17 protein-coding genes are annotated in these 15067 nt (G+C 66.3%); 15 read left to right on the top strand and 2 right to left on the bottom strand.

Features of this window, described 5'->3' with window-relative positions; all coding sequences use genetic code 11:
- Positions 1 to 135 precede the first annotated feature (135 nt).
- Genes argJ through APS40_RS07470 form a run of 4 tightly spaced genes read left to right on the top strand, consistent with a single transcriptional unit; the run spans position 136 to position 2730 of the window.
- On the top strand, positions 136 to 1368 hold the full coding sequence (gene argJ / locus APS40_RS07485; RefSeq protein WP_055046451.1) for a bifunctional glutamate N-acetyltransferase/amino-acid acetyltransferase ArgJ: 1233 nt from the start codon (positions 136 to 138) through the stop codon (positions 1366 to 1368).
- Positions 1368 to 2132: a GNAT family N-acetyltransferase gene (locus tag APS40_RS07480; RefSeq protein WP_055046450.1), complete on the top strand. Its 765-nt coding sequence runs from the start codon at positions 1368 to 1370 to the stop codon at positions 2130 to 2132. The genes argJ and APS40_RS07480 overlap by 1 nt, the downstream gene beginning before the upstream one ends.
- On the top strand, positions 2129 to 2527 hold the full coding sequence (locus tag APS40_RS07475; protein WP_197279454.1) for a (deoxy)nucleoside triphosphate pyrophosphohydrolase: 399 nt from the start codon (positions 2129 to 2131) through the stop codon (positions 2525 to 2527). Before APS40_RS07480 ends, APS40_RS07475 begins: the two co-directional genes overlap by 4 nt.
- Before the next feature lie 8 nt (positions 2528 to 2535).
- Positions 2536 to 2730: a Flp family type IVb pilin gene (locus tag APS40_RS07470; protein ID WP_055046448.1), complete on the top strand. Its 195-nt coding sequence runs from the start codon at positions 2536 to 2538 to the stop codon at positions 2728 to 2730.
- 88 nt (positions 2731 to 2818) lie between these two features.
- On the opposite strand, the gene APS40_RS07465 is transcribed toward APS40_RS07470, so the two are convergent.
- Entirely contained in the window at positions 2819 to 3676 is an 858-nt protein-coding gene (locus tag APS40_RS07465) for a hypothetical protein (RefSeq protein ID WP_055046447.1), read from the bottom strand.
- 101 nt (positions 3677 to 3777) lie between these two features.
- Here APS40_RS07465 and APS40_RS07460 point away from each other — a divergent pair, with 101 nt between their 5' ends.
- The 6 genes from APS40_RS07460 to APS40_RS07435 all read left to right on the top strand — a co-directional run bounded on the left by APS40_RS07460 (position 3778) and on the right by APS40_RS07435 (position 7483).
- On the top strand, positions 3778 to 4551 hold the full coding sequence (locus APS40_RS07460) for a ComF family protein (RefSeq protein ID WP_236884216.1): 774 nt from the start codon (positions 3778 to 3780) through the stop codon (positions 4549 to 4551).
- 33 nt (positions 4552 to 4584) lie between these two features.
- Complete coding sequence (gene grxC / locus APS40_RS07455) at positions 4585 to 4839, top strand: glutaredoxin 3 (RefSeq protein WP_055046445.1); 255 nt, start codon at positions 4585 to 4587, stop codon at positions 4837 to 4839.
- Between the two features lie 9 nt (positions 4840 to 4848).
- The gene (locus tag APS40_RS07450; RefSeq protein ID WP_055046444.1) at positions 4849 to 5712 is read left to right on the top strand and encodes a carbon-nitrogen hydrolase family protein; all 864 of its coding nucleotides are present in this window, start codon (positions 4849 to 4851) and stop codon (positions 5710 to 5712) included.
- The gene (locus APS40_RS07445) at positions 5709 to 6134 is read left to right on the top strand and encodes a DUF1178 family protein (protein ID WP_055046443.1); all 426 of its coding nucleotides are present in this window, start codon (positions 5709 to 5711) and stop codon (positions 6132 to 6134) included. Before APS40_RS07450 ends, APS40_RS07445 begins: the two co-directional genes overlap by 4 nt.
- Before the next feature lie 135 nt (positions 6135 to 6269).
- On the top strand, positions 6270 to 7121 hold the full coding sequence (locus tag APS40_RS07440; protein WP_197279453.1) for an aldo/keto reductase: 852 nt from the start codon (positions 6270 to 6272) through the stop codon (positions 7119 to 7121).
- 116 nt (positions 7122 to 7237) lie between these two features.
- Positions 7238 to 7483 (top strand): hypothetical protein, encoded by a 246-nt coding sequence (locus APS40_RS07435; protein WP_055046441.1) that lies wholly within the window; start codon positions 7238 to 7240, stop codon positions 7481 to 7483.
- Here the strand turns inward: APS40_RS07435 and ubiG are convergent, their stop codons facing one another.
- Positions 7484 to 8233: a bifunctional 2-polyprenyl-6-hydroxyphenol methylase/3-demethylubiquinol 3-O-methyltransferase UbiG gene (gene ubiG, locus APS40_RS07430; RefSeq protein WP_055046440.1), complete on the bottom strand. Its 750-nt coding sequence runs from the start codon at positions 8231 to 8233 to the stop codon at positions 7484 to 7486.
- Positions 8234 to 8412: 179 nt separating this feature from the next.
- Between ubiG and APS40_RS07425 the strand changes: the two genes are divergently transcribed.
- The 5 genes from APS40_RS07425 to APS40_RS07405 all read left to right on the top strand — a co-directional run bounded on the left by APS40_RS07425 (position 8413) and on the right by APS40_RS07405 (position 15066).
- Positions 8413 to 9684, top strand: coding sequence for an aspartate kinase (locus APS40_RS07425; RefSeq protein ID WP_055046439.1), 1272 nt, complete (start codon positions 8413 to 8415; stop codon positions 9682 to 9684).
- 65 nt (positions 9685 to 9749) lie between these two features.
- Complete coding sequence (gene ptsP, locus APS40_RS07420) at positions 9750 to 12017, top strand: phosphoenolpyruvate--protein phosphotransferase (protein WP_055046438.1); 2268 nt, start codon at positions 9750 to 9752, stop codon at positions 12015 to 12017.
- A gap of 134 nt (positions 12018 to 12151) precedes the next feature.
- Positions 12152 to 13228, top strand: coding sequence for a peptide chain release factor 1 (gene prfA, locus APS40_RS07415; protein ID WP_055046437.1), 1077 nt, complete (start codon positions 12152 to 12154; stop codon positions 13226 to 13228).
- Positions 13229 to 13236: 8 nt separating this feature from the next.
- Positions 13237 to 14088: a peptide chain release factor N(5)-glutamine methyltransferase gene (gene prmC / locus APS40_RS07410; RefSeq protein WP_055046436.1), complete on the top strand. Its 852-nt coding sequence runs from the start codon at positions 13237 to 13239 to the stop codon at positions 14086 to 14088.
- 315 nt (positions 14089 to 14403) lie between these two features.
- Positions 14404 to 15066 carry a DUF4167 domain-containing protein gene (locus APS40_RS07405; protein WP_055046435.1) on the top strand — a complete coding sequence of 221 codons (663 nt, stop codon included), beginning with the start codon at positions 14404 to 14406 and terminating at the stop codon, positions 15064 to 15066.
- Position 15067 lies beyond the last annotated feature (1 nt).

The following is a 15067-nucleotide window of genomic DNA, read 5'->3' as shown; positions in this document are numbered from 1 at the left end:
CGGAAACCGTCTGCAGTTTTCGCCGTCGTCGCGGCCAGCATTTTTCCGGGGGACGTTTTAAGCAAATGAACGACTTGCTTCACAGCGGGGCTTGAGGCAAACGGGTGGGCCTATTGTCGCCGTATAGGACGCAACATGGCCCATCCCGTCTCTCCGCTCGCCCCCAAGACTTACCCGGAACTGCCGGATGTCGCGGGAGTTCGGTTCGCGACAGCCGAAGCCGGGATCAAATACAAGAATCGCACCGACGTTCTGCTCGTCTCGATGGATGAGGGAACAGTCGTTGCCGGCGTGCTGACCCGCTCGAAATGTCCCTCGGCGGCCGTCGACTGGTGCCGGCAGAACCTCGGGGGCGGCAAGGCGAGGGCGCTGCTGGTCAATTCCGGCAACGCCAACGCCTTCACCGGCCAGAAGGGCAAGGCTTCGGTGGCGCTATCTGCCGATATCGTATCCAGGGCGCTCGGCGTGGCGGCCAACGAGATCTTTCTGGCGTCCACCGGCGTCATCGGCGAGCCGCTCGACGCGCAGAAGTTCGCCGGCGTCACCTCGGAGATGGCGACCCGCCTGGCGCCCGGCCCGTGGATGGATGCCGCCAGGGCGATCATGACCACCGATACCTTTGCCAAGGTGGCCACCGCGACGGTCGAGTTCGACGGTGTGCCGGTGGTGATCTCGGGGATTGCCAAGGGTTCGGGAATGATCGCGCCTGATATGGCGACGATGCTGAGCTTCGTGTTCACCGACGCGCCGATCGCCGCCCCCGTGCTGCAGGGGCTGCTGCAGCCGGCGATCGACCAGAGCTTCAATGCCGTCACTGTCGACAGCGATACCTCGACGTCCGACACCTGCCTGGTGTTTGCCACCGGCAAGGCCGGCATCGCGCCGATCGAGTCGGCCGCAGACCCGCGCGCCGAGGTGTTTGCCGAAGCGCTGGCCGACGTGCTGCACGAACTGGCCATCCACGTGGTGCGCGATGGCGAGGGGGCGACCAAGATGGTCACCGTCACCGTCGAGGGCGCCGAGAGCGACCGCAGCGCCTTCCGCATCGCGCAGTCGATCGCCAACTCGCCGCTGGTCAAGACGGCCATCGCCGGCGAGGACGCCAACTGGGGCCGCATCGTCATGGCGGTGGGCAAGGCCGGCGAGCCGGCCGATCGCGACCGGCTGGAGATCAGTTTCGGCGACATCCGCGTCGCCACGCAAGGCGAGCGCGATCCGGCCTACAACGAGGCGGCAACCAGTGCCTACATGAAGAACGAAGAGATCGACGTGCGCGTCGGGCTCGGCCTGGGCACCGGCACGGCGACGGTCTACACCTGCGACCTGACACACGGCTACATCACCATCAACGGCGACTACCGGTCCTGATGGTTCCGCTCAGCGTCAGCCAGATCGAGGGGGCGACCCTCACGGCGTGGCCAGCCCTGAGGCAGGCGCAGGACGGGCTGTGGCTGTGGCGTTACGCCCAGGGCTACACCAAGCGGGCCAACTCGATCCATTGCCTCGACCCCAGCGATGGCAGCTATGCCGAACTGCGGCTGGTGCGGTTGGCCGAGCTGTCCAAGCGCCATCGCATCGCCCCGGTCTTCCGGGTGACGCCGCTGACGGCGCCGGAGATCGTCGAGGTGCTCGACGGGCTGCTGTGGGAAGAGTTCGAGCCCAGCCTGGTCATGGCGATGGAAATGCCGGATGCGGATTTCCCGCTCGACTTCCAGGCCAGGTATTTCGAGCCGACCGATCCGCAATGGATTCGGGCGCAGGCGCAGATGTCCGGCTATGACCAGCCGACCACCGATGTGCTGGGTGAAATCCTGGGCCATATCGCCTGCGAGGCACGCGGCGTGCTGGTCTACCACAAGGCCGGCCTGCCGGTTGCCGCGGCGCTCGCCGCGGTGGCGAGCGGCATGGGCATCTACCTCAATGTCGTCACCCATCCGAACGCCCGCGGCATGGGCTATGGGCGAGCGGTCATGGGGGCGGCGCTCAACTGGGTGCGCTCGAAGGGCGCCACCCACTCGGCCATCCAGGTCCTGGCGAACAACGTGCCGGCGCTCAACCTCTACGGCTCGCTGGGCTTCGGCGAAGTCTATCCCTACACCTACCGGCGGGCGCCGGATTGGGGGCGCGGGTGAAGATCCAGCTGGTCGTCGCCTGTGCGCTGATCGATGCGGATCGGCGGGTGCTCATTGCGCAGCGTCCGGAAGGCAAGCAACTGGCCGGGCTGTGGGAGTTTCCGGGCGGCAAGCTCGAGACCGGCGAAAGTCCCGAGGACGCCCTGATCCGCGAACTCGAAGAAGAACTGGGTATTTCGACCAAGACGGCGTGCCTTGCTCCGTTAAGCTTTGCGTCCCACTCTTACGAAAACTTTCATCTTCTGATGCCACTTTACGTCTGCCGGAAGTGGCAGGGAGTGCCTGAGGCGCGCGAGCATGCGGCCCTGAAATGGGTGCGCCCGCAGACCCTGCGCGATTACCCGATGCCGCCGGCCGACGAACCGTTGATCGCACCGCTCTGCGATCTGCTCTGAGGGTGGCGATGCGGGTGCTGTTCGGTCAGATCAGGGACTTTGCCGGCAACGAAGAGGGCGCCACGGCGATCGAATACGGCCTCGTTGCCGCGCTGGTGGCGATTGGCGTGCTGCTGGCGATGACCACGCTGGGAAGCAGCGTCATGGCGCTGTTCGACAGTGTCGCCAGTCGTTCGGCCGAGGAACTCGACAACGCGCTGTAAGGCGTTTCCCGATTGGCCGCATCGGTATCGTCCGGCCGCACCTGCCACCGAATGCGGTTCGGCCATTGGTGAAGCGATCCAGCGTCGGCTAATCCGCCTTCCCCAGCACATCCCTGAGCCGCACCGTGGCGCTGCCCGGACGGAGCGGCTTCTGCTGGCTCTCGTGCGGGGCCCAGCCGCTCAGCCAGATGATTTCCAGCGTGGCGCGGACGCGACCGTCGGGATCGCCTGCCAGTTCGGCATAGGCGGCGGCAGCGGTGGCGAGCAGGGTCCGCGTCGCCATGCGGCCGGGCCGGTCGGCCAGCGGGTTCTGGGCGCCGAGGCCCTTGAGCTCGCGCATCAGGCGCAAGAGGTCGGCATAGCGGATCGGATAGGTCTCGAGATCGGTGACCGGCAGGGCGTAGCCCGACCGCTGCAGCAGGCCGCCCGCATCGGCCAGCGGGATGAACGGCGCGACGCGAGCGAAGGCGCCCCCCGAGGTTTCGGCATCGGCGCGCAGGAAGGCCTGGCGCAACTCGGTCAGGCTGTCGCCGCCGAGCGCCGCGGCGATCAGCAGCCCATCGGGGCGCAGATGGGCGCGGACACGGGACAGAAAGCCCGGCACGTCGTTGATCACCTGCAGATCGAACAGCGACACGATCAGGTCGTAATCGTCGTGCGGCAGTACCAGCGCCTCAGGGTCGACCAGCGGCGCCTCCGGCGCGCCCAGCACGGTCGAGGCGCGCTCGAAGGCGAAGGCGCCACTGGCCGAGCGACCCAGCAACGGCAGGCGCGAGCCGTCGGGCGACATGATGAGGGCGCGCTGGAACTCGCGCGATACGGCGATCAGCCGCGCGGCCAGGTCGTCGAGCGCCAGCTGGGTGACGAAATCGTCCGGCTCGGCCGGCCGCCGCGACAGGTGATGGGCAATCAGGGCGCGGTCGAAAACCTTCGGGGGCAGGGCCATGTCAATTCGCGCTCGGTCAGTGCGTCTGGTGTGAGGCGCGATCGCATCGAAAAGGCTGCACCTTTTGCCGATCTCGCTCTAAGCTGCCGGGCGTTATGGAAGTGGGGCAGGGCAAAGTCAAAGCCGGATCGGCCGCCATGGTGCGGCTGGGCAGCGCTTTGCTCGATCTGGTCTATCCGCCGACCTGCCTCGATTGCGGTGCACCGACCGCTTCGCACGCGGCGCTCTGCCCGCGCTGCTTTGCGAGCCTCAGGCCGATCTCCCGCCCCTGGTGCCCGGTGCTGGGGCTGCCGTTCGAAGTCTCGCTGGGCCCCGAAACGCGTTCCGCCGCAGCCATTGCCGATCCACCGCCTTTCGATCGGGCGCGTTCGGCGGTGCTCTACAACGAGGTGGCCCGCGCCATCGTCAGCCGGCTCAAATATGGTGACCGGCCGGAACTGGCCGAGTTCTGCGCGCGCCTGATGTACCCGGCGGGCGTGGAGTTCTGGGCCGAAGGCCCGGTGCTGGTGCCGGTGCCGCTCTATCGCTGGCGCCAGTTCGAGCGCCGCTACAATCAATCCACCGAACTGGCCCGGGCGCTGGCGCGTCTCACCGGGCTTGCTGTCGACACGGGGCTGGTTGCCCGCAGCCGGCGCACCCGGCCGCAGGTCGGATTGTCCACCGATGGGCGGCAGCGCAATGTCGCCGGCGCCTTCAGCGCCCACCCCGAAGCGGTGCGCCGGCTCAAGGGACGTGGGGTGGTGCTGGTCGACGACGTCATCACCACCGGCTCGACCGTCAAGGCCATCACGCGCGAGCTCAGGCGGGTCGGGGTGATCAAAATCGATGTGATCTCATTCGCACGCGTTGTGACAGGCGCCGAACTCCCCATATAGAAGTCAACAAACCCCAGCGTTTCTGTAGGCGAAATGAAAAAGGTAGAGATCTATACGACCCAGTGGTGCCCCTATTGCCACGCAGCCAAGTCGCTGCTGGACGAGAAGGGGGTGAGCTACGAGGAGGTGGATGCCGACGACCCGGATGTGCGCATGGCCATGGTGCAGCGCGCCAATGGCCGCCGCACCGTGCCGCAGATCTTCGTCGGCGATACCCATGTCGGCGGCTATGACGACATGGCGGCGCTCGATCGACGCGGCCAGCTCGATCCGTTGCTCGCCAACTAGAGCGGTCCGATGCGCATCGCCGCCCTGCAGATGAATTCGGGTACCCAGCCGGGACCCAACCTCGACCAGCTCGAACGGCTGGCGGGCGAGGCCGCGGCAGAGGGCGCCAGCTATCTGCTGTCGCCGGAAGTTTCGGTGGTATTTGCCGAAAATCGCGACGGGCTGAAAGCCGTGGCCGGCCCATGGGAGAACAACCCTGACATCGCGCGGGTCGGCGGGATCGCCAGCCGACTCGGCGTTCACCTGCACCTGGGCTCGCTCGCCGTGGCGCTGCCCGATGGCAGATTCGCCAACCGGTCGGTGCTGTTTCGTCCGGATGGTTCGATCGCCGCCACCTACGACAAGATTCACCTGTTCGACGCGACGCTGCCGGGGCTCAGGAACTATCGCGAGAGCGAGACCTATGCCGGCGGCGACAGCGCCGTGGTGACCGATGCGCCGGGTTTCTCGCTCGGCATGACCATCTGCTACGATGTGCGCTTTCCGGCGCTGCACCGGGCGCTGGCGGAAGCCGGGGCGCAGGTGATCGCCGTGCCGGCCGCCTTCACCGTCCCCACCGGCGAGGCGCATTGGGAAGTGCTGCTCAGGGCGCGCGCCATCGAGACGGGCTCGTGGGTGATCGCCGCGGCACAGGCCGGAGCGCATGAAAATGGCCGCTCCACCTGGGGTCACTCGATGATCATCGACCCCTGGGGCCGGGTCGTCGCCGCGCTTGGCGGGGATGGCCCCGGCGTCGCTATCGCCGAGATCGAACTATCAGCGGTGGAAGACGCCCGCGCGCGGGTTCCGGCGCTTGCCAACGCACGCCGGTTTTCGCTAACCGTCGACGCTTCGGGCCCCCAGGTAGTCGCCCGAGAGGACGTATCGGCGTGATCAGCTATTCGCTCATCTGTGACAGATCCCACAAGTTCGACGCGTGGTTCAAAAGCGCCGAAGCCTATGACGAGCAGGCCGCGCGCGGCATCGTCACCTGCCCGGTCTGCAACTCGGTGAAGGTGGACAAGGCACTGATGGCGCCGGCGGTGGCGCGGCTCAACTCCGACAAGCTGTCGCTTTCCAGCGGCCATCCGCAGCAGGCCGAGATCAGGGAAATGCTGCGCGTCATGCGCAAGAAGGTCACCAGCGAGGCCGATTATGTCGGCGACAAGTTCGCCGAGGAGGCCCGCAAGATTCACTTCAAGGAAGCCGACCCGCGCGGCATCTATGGCGAGGCGACGCGCGACGAAGTGGCCGAGCTGATCGACGACGGCGTCGATTTCCTGCCGCTGCCGCACGTGCCGGACGAGGCGAACTGACGTTTTGTCGGCTCGGAGGAGCCGACAAGCAGCGCTCCCGCCGTCAACTGCTCCTAAGGGCAGGGTTGATCGTCGAGTGCCGATGGATGCAGTCTGACGCTCTCCCCCCAGCAGACTCTCCCGGAGATTTCCCACATGTCTACTCCCGACGCTGCCCTCTCGGGCACGTTCGCCATTGGCGGCGACCTCATTGTCAATCGCCTGGGCTTTGGCGCCATGCGCATCACCGGCCCCGGTATCTGGGGTGAGCCGGAAGATCCCGAGGAGGCGCGGCGGACGCTGCGGCGCGTGCCCGAACTCGGCATCAACTTCGTCGATACCGCCGAAAGCTACGGCCCCTATGTCAGCGAGCAATTGATCGGCGAGGAACTGGCGCCCTATGCCAGCGGCACCGTCATTGCCACCAAATCCGGCCTCACCCGGCACGGGCCCGGCTCCTGGCCGATCCTCGGCCGGCCGGAATTCCTCAAGCAGGGCGTGCTGATGAGCCTGCGCCGACTGAAACTCGAGCGGCTCGAGCTGTGGCAGTTGCATCGGATCGATCCGACGATCCCGCGCGACGAGCAGTTCGATGCCATTGCCGGCTTCATCTCCGACGGTCTGGTGCGGCATGCCGGGCTCAGTGAAGTAACCGTCGAGGAGATCGAAGCGGCGCGCCGGTTCTTCCCGGTTGCCACGGTGCAGAACCGCTACAACCCGACGGCGCGCGGCAGCGATGCGGTGCTCGACTATTGCGAGGCCAACGGCATCGGCTTCATTCCCTGGGCGCCGCTTGGCGGCGAGCGCGGCCCGGGGGCCGCAGAGCAGGCGATCGCCAAAAAGCACGGAGCGACACCGAGCCAGATCGCCCTGGCCTGGGCGCTGAAACGCTCGCCGGTGATGCTGCCGATCCCCGGCACCGGCAAGGTCAAGCACCTCGAAGAGAACACCGCGGCCGCGGCGATCCAGCTCAGCGACGAGGATTTCGCCGCGCTGAACCAGCGCTGATCGATCCGATCCGATATGCTGAACGGCGCCTGACATGCGCCGTTCAGTCGGGGTTCAAGCCCACCGAAGCAGATTTGCCTCATAGACGGCGCCTCGGCGCCAGCAAGGAGGATAGAATGCACCATTCCACCCTGACCCCCGCTGCCACGGCCACCGGTGGCGCCATTCGCGCCGTGATGAGCGACAGCTTCGCGAGCGTGCTGAAGGCGCGCGAGCCGTTCGATATCGCCATCGAAGCGGCGCTCGACCGCGCCTGTGGCGCCGGCCGCTGGTTCGTCTATTGGGACGAAGACCTCAGCGGCCAGCCGATCCGCGGCACCATCACCCTCGCCTATGGGCACGAGACACTGGTGATCGGCTGATCAGGCGTCGTTGCCCGGCGGCTTTGCCGCCAGTACCATGTAATTGACGCCCAGATCGCGGCTCGGCCGCCATTCGTCGGCCAGCGGATGGAATACCACGCCGGTCTTGTCGAGGACCTTCAGGCCGTTGCGAGTGCAGAGCGCCGAAATCTCGTCCGGGGTCAGGAATTTCGAGAAATCGTGCGTGCCCTTGGGCAGCCAGCCCAGCACATACTCCGCCCCGACAATGGCCAGCGCATAGGCGCGCGGCGTGCGGTTGATGGTGGCGGTGAACATCAGCCCGCCCGGCTTCACCAGGCCGGCGCAGCTCTTCATGTAAAGCGGCACGTTGTCGACGTGCTCCACCACTTCCATGTTCAGCACCACGTCGAACCTCTCGCCCGCGGCATCGAGTGCCTCCGCCGTCACGGCGCGATAGTCGATCTGAAGTCCCGACTGCTCGGCGTGATGCTGGGCAATGCGGATGTTCTTTTCGCCGGCATCGATCCCCACCATGGTGGCGCCGAGCCGGGCCAGCGGTTCGCTCAGCAGCCCGCCGCCGCAACCGATATCGAGGATGCGAACGCCTTCGAGCGGGCGCCGCACGGTGCCGTCCTTGCCGAAATGGCCGATCACCTTGTCGCGCACATAGCCCAGCCGCACCGGGTTGAACTTGTGCAGCGGCTTGAACTTGCCGTTCGGGTCCCACCACTCGTCGGCCATGGCGGCAAACTTGGCGATCTCGTCGGCGTTGATGGTGGTGTCGGTCATGAGAAGGGTTATCCGCCTTGCGCCGATGCGGAGCAAGGGGATGCAGCGTCGCGGCGGGAGAGTGGCAGAACCGATGCGCCGGTTCGTCCTGTTGATAACCCCCGCTGTTTGTGGCATGTCCCCGGCCGCATTCTGAGCGTACCGGCGGGTTCAGCCGGGCAACAGTCGGGGTAGGGGCCTTGGGCCGTATCGTAGTCAAGTTCGGCGGCACCTCGGTCGCCACTGTCGAGCGCATCCGTCAGGCGGCGCTGCACGTGAAGCGGGAAGTCGACGCCGGCAACGAAGTCGCCGTGGTGGTTTCGGCCATGTCAGGCAAGACCAACGAGTTGGTCGGCTGGGTCAACGAAGCCAGCAAACTGCACGATGCGCGCGAGTACGACGCCGTGGTCGCCTCGGGCGAGCAGGTGACGGCCGGACTGATGGCAGTGGTGCTGAGCGAGATGGGTATCCCGTCGCGCTCGTTCCAGGGCTGGCAGGTGCCGATCAAGACCGACGACGCACACGGCGCGGCGCGGATCGTCGAGATCGATCCGACCGAACTCGAGAAGCGCTTCGCCGACGGCGTGGTGCCGGTCATCACCGGCTTCCAGGGCATTGCCCCGTCGGGCCGGGTGACGACTTTGGGCCGTGGCGGTTCCGATACCAGCGCCGTGGCGGTTGCCGCGGCAGTGAAGGCCGATCGCTGCGACATCTACACCGATGTCGACGGCGTCTATACCACCGACCCGCGCATCACCCCAAAGGCCAAGCGGCTCAGCAAGATCTCGTTCGAAGAGATGCTGGAAATGGCTTCGCTCGGCGCCAAGGTGCTGATGATCCGCTCGGTCGAGATGGCGATGGCACACAAGGTGCGCCTCACCGTCCGCTCCACTTTCGACGATCCGAATGCGCCGCAGATCGCGCCGGACGGCACGCCCGGGGTTCCCGGCACAATCGTATGCGATGAGGAAGAGATCATGGAAAAGCAGATCGTTTCGGGCGTCACCCTGGCGCGCGCCGAATCCAAGATCACGCTGCGCGACGTCAAGGACCGGCCGGGCGTTGCCGCGGCGATCTTCGGCGCGCTCAGTGACGAATCCATCGTCGTCGACATGATCGTGCAGAATGTCTCCGAGGATGGTTCGACCACCGACATCACCTTCACGGTGCCCGACGCCGAGCACGACAAGGCGGTCAAGGCGCTGAAGGCCGCCAGCGAAGCAGGCCGCTTCGAGTATCGCACGCTGACCAGTTCCAAGGGCGGCGCCAAGGTTTCGGTGGTGGGCGTAGGCATGCGCAACCATGCGGGCGTCGCCGCCTCGATGTTCAAGGCGCTGGCCGACAAGTCGATCAACATCCAGCTGATCACCACTTCGGAAATCAAGACCTCGGTGCTGATCGATGACGAGTATGCCGAACTTGCGGTTCGCGCTCTCCATACGTATTACGGGTTGGACAAGCAGGACGCCTGAGACGCCTAGACCCCGGTCACGGCGCCGCTGGCGATAGGGCGGCGCCGGGCCGCCGGGCGGGAACGATGGCCATAGCGATCAGCGGGCCGCGCGTGCTGTTGAAGCAACTGCGCGAAACCATGGCGGAGCCGCTGGCTTCGCAGGCTCGGCTCGACAAGATCGTCAGTCTCATCGCCGACAACATGCATGCCGACGTCTGCTCGTTCTACGTGCTGCGCGACGACGGCGCGCTCGAGCTGTTCGCCACGCGCGGCCTTGCAGCGAGCGCCGTGCACATGACGACGCTCAGGCTGGGCGAAGGCCTGGTCGGCCTGATCGCGGCGCAGGCCGAGCCGCTGAGCCTCGACAACGCCCCGGCGCACCCCGCTTTCGCCTATCGCCCGGAAACCGGCGAAGACCCGTTCCAGGCCTTTCTCGGCGTGCCGGTGCTGCGCGCCGGCCAGACGCTGGGCGTGCTGGTGGTGCAGAACCGCGATTCGCACGCCTATGGCGAAGACGAGATCGAGGCGATGCTGACCACGGCGACGCTGCTCGCCGAGATGATGTCGACCGCCGATTTCGACGCGCTGATCAAGCCGGGCCAGGATATCGATCTCAGGCGCCCGCGGCAGTTCGCCGGCAACGGCTTCACCGATGGGGTGGCCCTGGGCAAGGTTGTGCTGCATGACCCGCGCGTGGTGGTCACCAACTTCGTCGCCGAGGATACCGAGATCGAACTGCAGCGGCTCACCGATGCGCTCGACCGGATGCGGCTCTCCATCGACCAGATGCTCAGCCATGGCGACATGCAGTCGTTCTCGGATCATCGCGAGATCCTCGAGAGCTACAGGATGTTCGCCAACGATCGCGGCTGGGTCGACCGCCTGACCGAGGCGATCAACAACGGCCTCACCGCCGAAGCGGCGGTGGAGCGGGTGCAGAACGACACCCGGGCGCGGATGATGCGGTCGACCGACCCCTACATCAAGGACCGGCTGCACGATCTCGACGACCTCGCCAACCGGCTGCTGCGGGTGCTCACCGGCGACGGCGCGACGATGGGCAAGAAGGAGCTGCCCGAGAACGCCATCCTCGTTGCCCGCAACATGGGGCCGGCTGACCTGCTCGAATATGACCGCAGCCGGCTGCGCGCGGTGGTGCTGGAGGAGGGCGCCGCCATCTCACATGTGGCGATCGTCGCCAAATCATTGGGGCTGGTGGCGGTCGGGCAGGCCGAGAACATCGTCTCGATGTCGGAAACCGGCGACGACATCATCGTCGACGGGCCGCAGGGCACGGTGTTCCTGCGGCCGACCCCGGACATGATCCAGGTTTATGTCGACAAGGTGCGGCTGGGCGCCAAGCGCCGGGCGCACTACCTCGAACTGAAGGACAAGCCGGCTATCACCCGCGATGGCCACGAGATCACCCTGCTGCACAATTCGGGCATCGTCGCGGACCTGCCGATGCTGCACGATACCGGCGCCTCGGGCGTCGGGCTGTTCCGCACCGAACTGCAGTTCATGATCGCCTCGCGGCTGCCAAGGCTGCGCGAACAGGTCGAACTCTATTCCGAGGCGATCCGGCTGACCGAGGGCAAGCCGATCGTCTTCCGCCTGCTCGATATCGGCGGCGACAAGGTGATCCCGTATCTGCGTTACGAGGCCGAGGAGAACCCGGCCATGGGGTTCCGCTCGCTCCGCCTGGCGCTCGACCGGCAGGGGCTCTTGCGCATCCAGATCCGGGCGCTGCTGCAGGCCGCCAATGGCGGGCCGATGAAGATCCTCGTGCCGATGGTTACCGATGCCTGGGAATTCCGGCAGACCCGGCTGGTGGTCAACAAGGAACTGGAGCGCATGAAGCATGCCGGCCAGACGGTGCCGAGCAAGCTCGAACTGGGCGCCATGATCGAGGTGCCGTCGCTGCTGTGGGAGCTCGACCAGGTGCTGCCGGAGGCGGATTTCGTCTCGATCGGCTCGAACGACCTGGTGATGTTTTTGACCGCCGCCGACCGCGGCAACAAACGGGTCGCCAAGTCCTACGATCCGATCGCGCTGCCGCGGCTTCGGGCGCTCAAGCACATCGTCGACATGGCCCGTCGCTACAACGTGCCGCTCACCATGTGCGGCGAGCTGGCCGGACGCACCGTCGAGGCGCTGGCCCTGCTCGCCATCGGCATGACCAAGCTGTCGATGAGCCCGCCGTCCATCGGCCCGATCAAGGAAATGATCCTCGGCACCGAGCTCGATCCCATTCGCAATTCGGTCTCCGCCGCCCTGCTCGAGGGCGCACATGGCCCCAATATCCGCGAGCTGCTGCTCGATTGGGCCGGCCGGCAGGGACTGGTGATCTAGGTTTTCGATGTCATCTGAAACGGGAGCCCTCTCACCCGGCGCTGCGCGCCGACCTATCGCCCAGAGGGAGAGGTCGGCCGAAGGCGGGGTGAGGGGGCCTTGACCCGGCATCAATACGGAATTAGCGCAGCCTGATGGCGACCCTTCCCCAAGACAAGCTCGACGCTCTCACCAAGCGCTTCGATTCGATCGAGGCGGCGCTGTCGTCCGGGCCCTCGGCCGAGCAGTTCGTCAAGCTGAGCAAGGAATATGCCGAGCTCGAGCCGGTGGTGCGGCCGATCCTCGGCTACCAGAAGCTCCTCGCCGACCTCGAATCGGCCGAAGAGCTGGTGGGGTCGGGCGACAAGGAAATGGCCGAGATGGCGGCGGCCGAGATCGGCGAGCTGAAACCCAGGATCGAGCAGGCGGTGGCCGAGATCCGCATCCTGTTGCTGCCCAAGGACGCCGCCGACGAAAAGAGCGTCATCCTCGAAGTGCGCGGCGGCACCGGCGGTGACGAGGCGGCTTTGTTCGCCGGCGACCTGTTGCGCATGTACCAGCGCTATGCGGACCTGCAGGGCTGGAAGTTCAGCCTCCTCGAAGAGAGCCCGGGCGAAGTGGGCGGCTACAAGGAAGTGGTGGCCAACATCACCGGCAAGGGCGTTTACGCCAAGATGAAGTTCGAGAGCGGCGTGCACCGGGTGCAGCGTGTGCCGGCGACCGAAACCCAGGGTCGCATCCATACCTCTGCCGCTACCGTGGCGGTACTGCCGGAAGTCGAGGAAATCGACATCGACATCAAGCCCGAGGATATCCGCATCGATACGATGCGCTCGTCGGGCGCCGGCGGCCAGCACGTCAACACCACCGATTCGGCGGTGCGCATCACCCATCTGCCGTCGGGTATCGTGGTCACCGCCAGCCAGAAGAGCCAGCATCAGAACCGCGCCACCGCCATGAAGGTGTTGCAGGCGCGGCTCTATGAAGAGCAGCGCAACGCCCGCGACACGGCACGCTCGGAAGCGCGCAAGGAACAGGTGGGCTCGGGCGATCGTTCCGAACGCATCCGTACCTACAATTTTCCGCAGGGCCGGGTGACCGACCATCGGATCAACCTGACGCTTTACAAACTCGACAAGGTGATTGCCGGGGATGCGCTGGACGAACTGATCTCGGCGCTGATCACTGAAAACCAGGCGGCGCAGCTCGCCGCGATGGAGGGGATTTCCTGACACCGAGCGTGGGCGCAGCATGGCGGGGGGTCCGCGACCAGTTCCGCAAGGCCGGCATCGACACGGCGGAACTGGATGCGCGGCTGTTCGCCGAGGCGGCCTTCGAGATGGACCGGCTGGAGCTGGTCAATCGCGAGCGCGAGGGGGTCCCGGAGCAGCAGATGCAGGCGCTCGAGGCCTTCGCCGCGCGGCGGCTCGCGGGCGAGCCGGTGGTCCGCATCCTGGGCGAGAAGGAATTCTGGGGCCTGAGCTTCAAGCTCAACGCGGCGACGCTGGTGCCGCGGCCGGAGACGGAATTGCTGGTCGAGCGCGGCCTCGAGGTGATCGGCGCGCTCGATGGAGCGCGCATCCTCGACCTCGGCACCGGCACCGGCTGCATCCCGATCGCACTGCTCACCGAATATTCCGATGTCACCGCCGTGGCGATCGACCTCTCGGCGGAGGCGCTGGAGATGGCGCGGTTCAACGCCGGCCGGCATGGGGTGGGCGAGCGGTTCCGGACGCTAAAGGGCTCCTGGTTCGATCCGCTGGAGCCGGGTGAGCGCTTCGATCTCATCACCTCCAACCCGCCCTATATCGCAACCGCTGTCATCGCGGGGTTGATGCCGGAAGTGCGCGAACACGACCCGCGACTGGCGCTTGACGGCGGGCCCGATGGGCTTGCGGCCTATCGGGCCATCGCCGCCGAGGCCGGGTTGTTCCTCAGGCCCGAGGGGGTGCTGCTGCTCGAAATCGGCTTCGACCAGGGCAACACCGTCAGCGATATCCTGGTCGGGGCGGGCTTCAGCCAGGTGGAAGTGGTGCCCGATCTGAGCGGGCTCGATCGCATGGTGGTGGCGCAACTCAGCCCGGGCCCTTGAGTATCCGTCCGGGGCTCCCATATTTTGTGCTTGGAAAGGCAGGGCGAACCATATAGGTTCCGGGTGCTGTCAACGGCGCGATCAAGATTGCGCCAAGGTGACGGCCACCCGCTCATCGGCGAAACTGCAATTGGCAGTGTTCGATTCTCGGACGAGGAACCGAGACGCCTTGATGAGCAAAAAGTGGTTCAACACGCGATAGCTCAGGTACTGCAGGAACGAGACCGCCCGCGCTTTGATACTGCGCCTGCGGCCCCCGGTACCGATGTCCCCATGTTGCCTTCAGTATTCTTTTCCAAGGCTTGAAAAGAGACGATGAGACCAAACAACCAGCAGAACAACAAGAACCGCTCCCGTGGCCGGAACAACAATGGCGGCCGCAAGCACGGCAATCCGTTGAGCCGCAACTACGAGAGCAACGGGCCGGACGTGAAGGTGCGCGGCAATGCCTCGCATATCGCCGAGAAATACCTGCAGCTCGCCCGCGACGCGCAGTCCTCCGGCGACAGCGTCATGGCCGAGAACTACCTGCAGCACGCAGAGCACTATTTCCGCATCCTCTCGGCTGCCCAGCCGCAGAACCAGCAGCGCGACCAGTTCGGTCAGCAGGCTGAAGAGGATGATTACGACGACGATTTCGCGCCGATCAACGATCGCTTCGCGTCGCCCGAGCCGCGCCAGTTCAACCAGCAGCCGCAGCAGCAGCAACACGATCAGCAGCCGCCGCAACAGCAGCCGATCCCGGGCAGCGAACCGGTGGTAATGGCGGTGGTGGAGACCGCTGCCGCGGCGCCGGAGACGGCCACCGAAGGCGAGGCGCCACAGGCCGAGGGCGAGCCGCGCCGCCGCGATCGCCGGCCACGCCGCCGCTCGCGCGGGCAGGGCGGTGAAGGCGGAGCCGACCCCGCCGGCGCGCCGCAGCCCGACGTCGGCGAATTGCCGGCCTTCCTCACGGCCGGCAACACACCGGCCGAATAGA

The organism is Devosia sp. A16 (assembly GCF_001402915.1).
Lineage (GTDB): Bacteria > Pseudomonadota > Alphaproteobacteria > Rhizobiales > Devosiaceae > Devosia_A.
The sequence above is the reverse complement of the archived record's forward strand: the minus strand, read 5'-3'. Positions and strand labels throughout refer to the sequence as shown.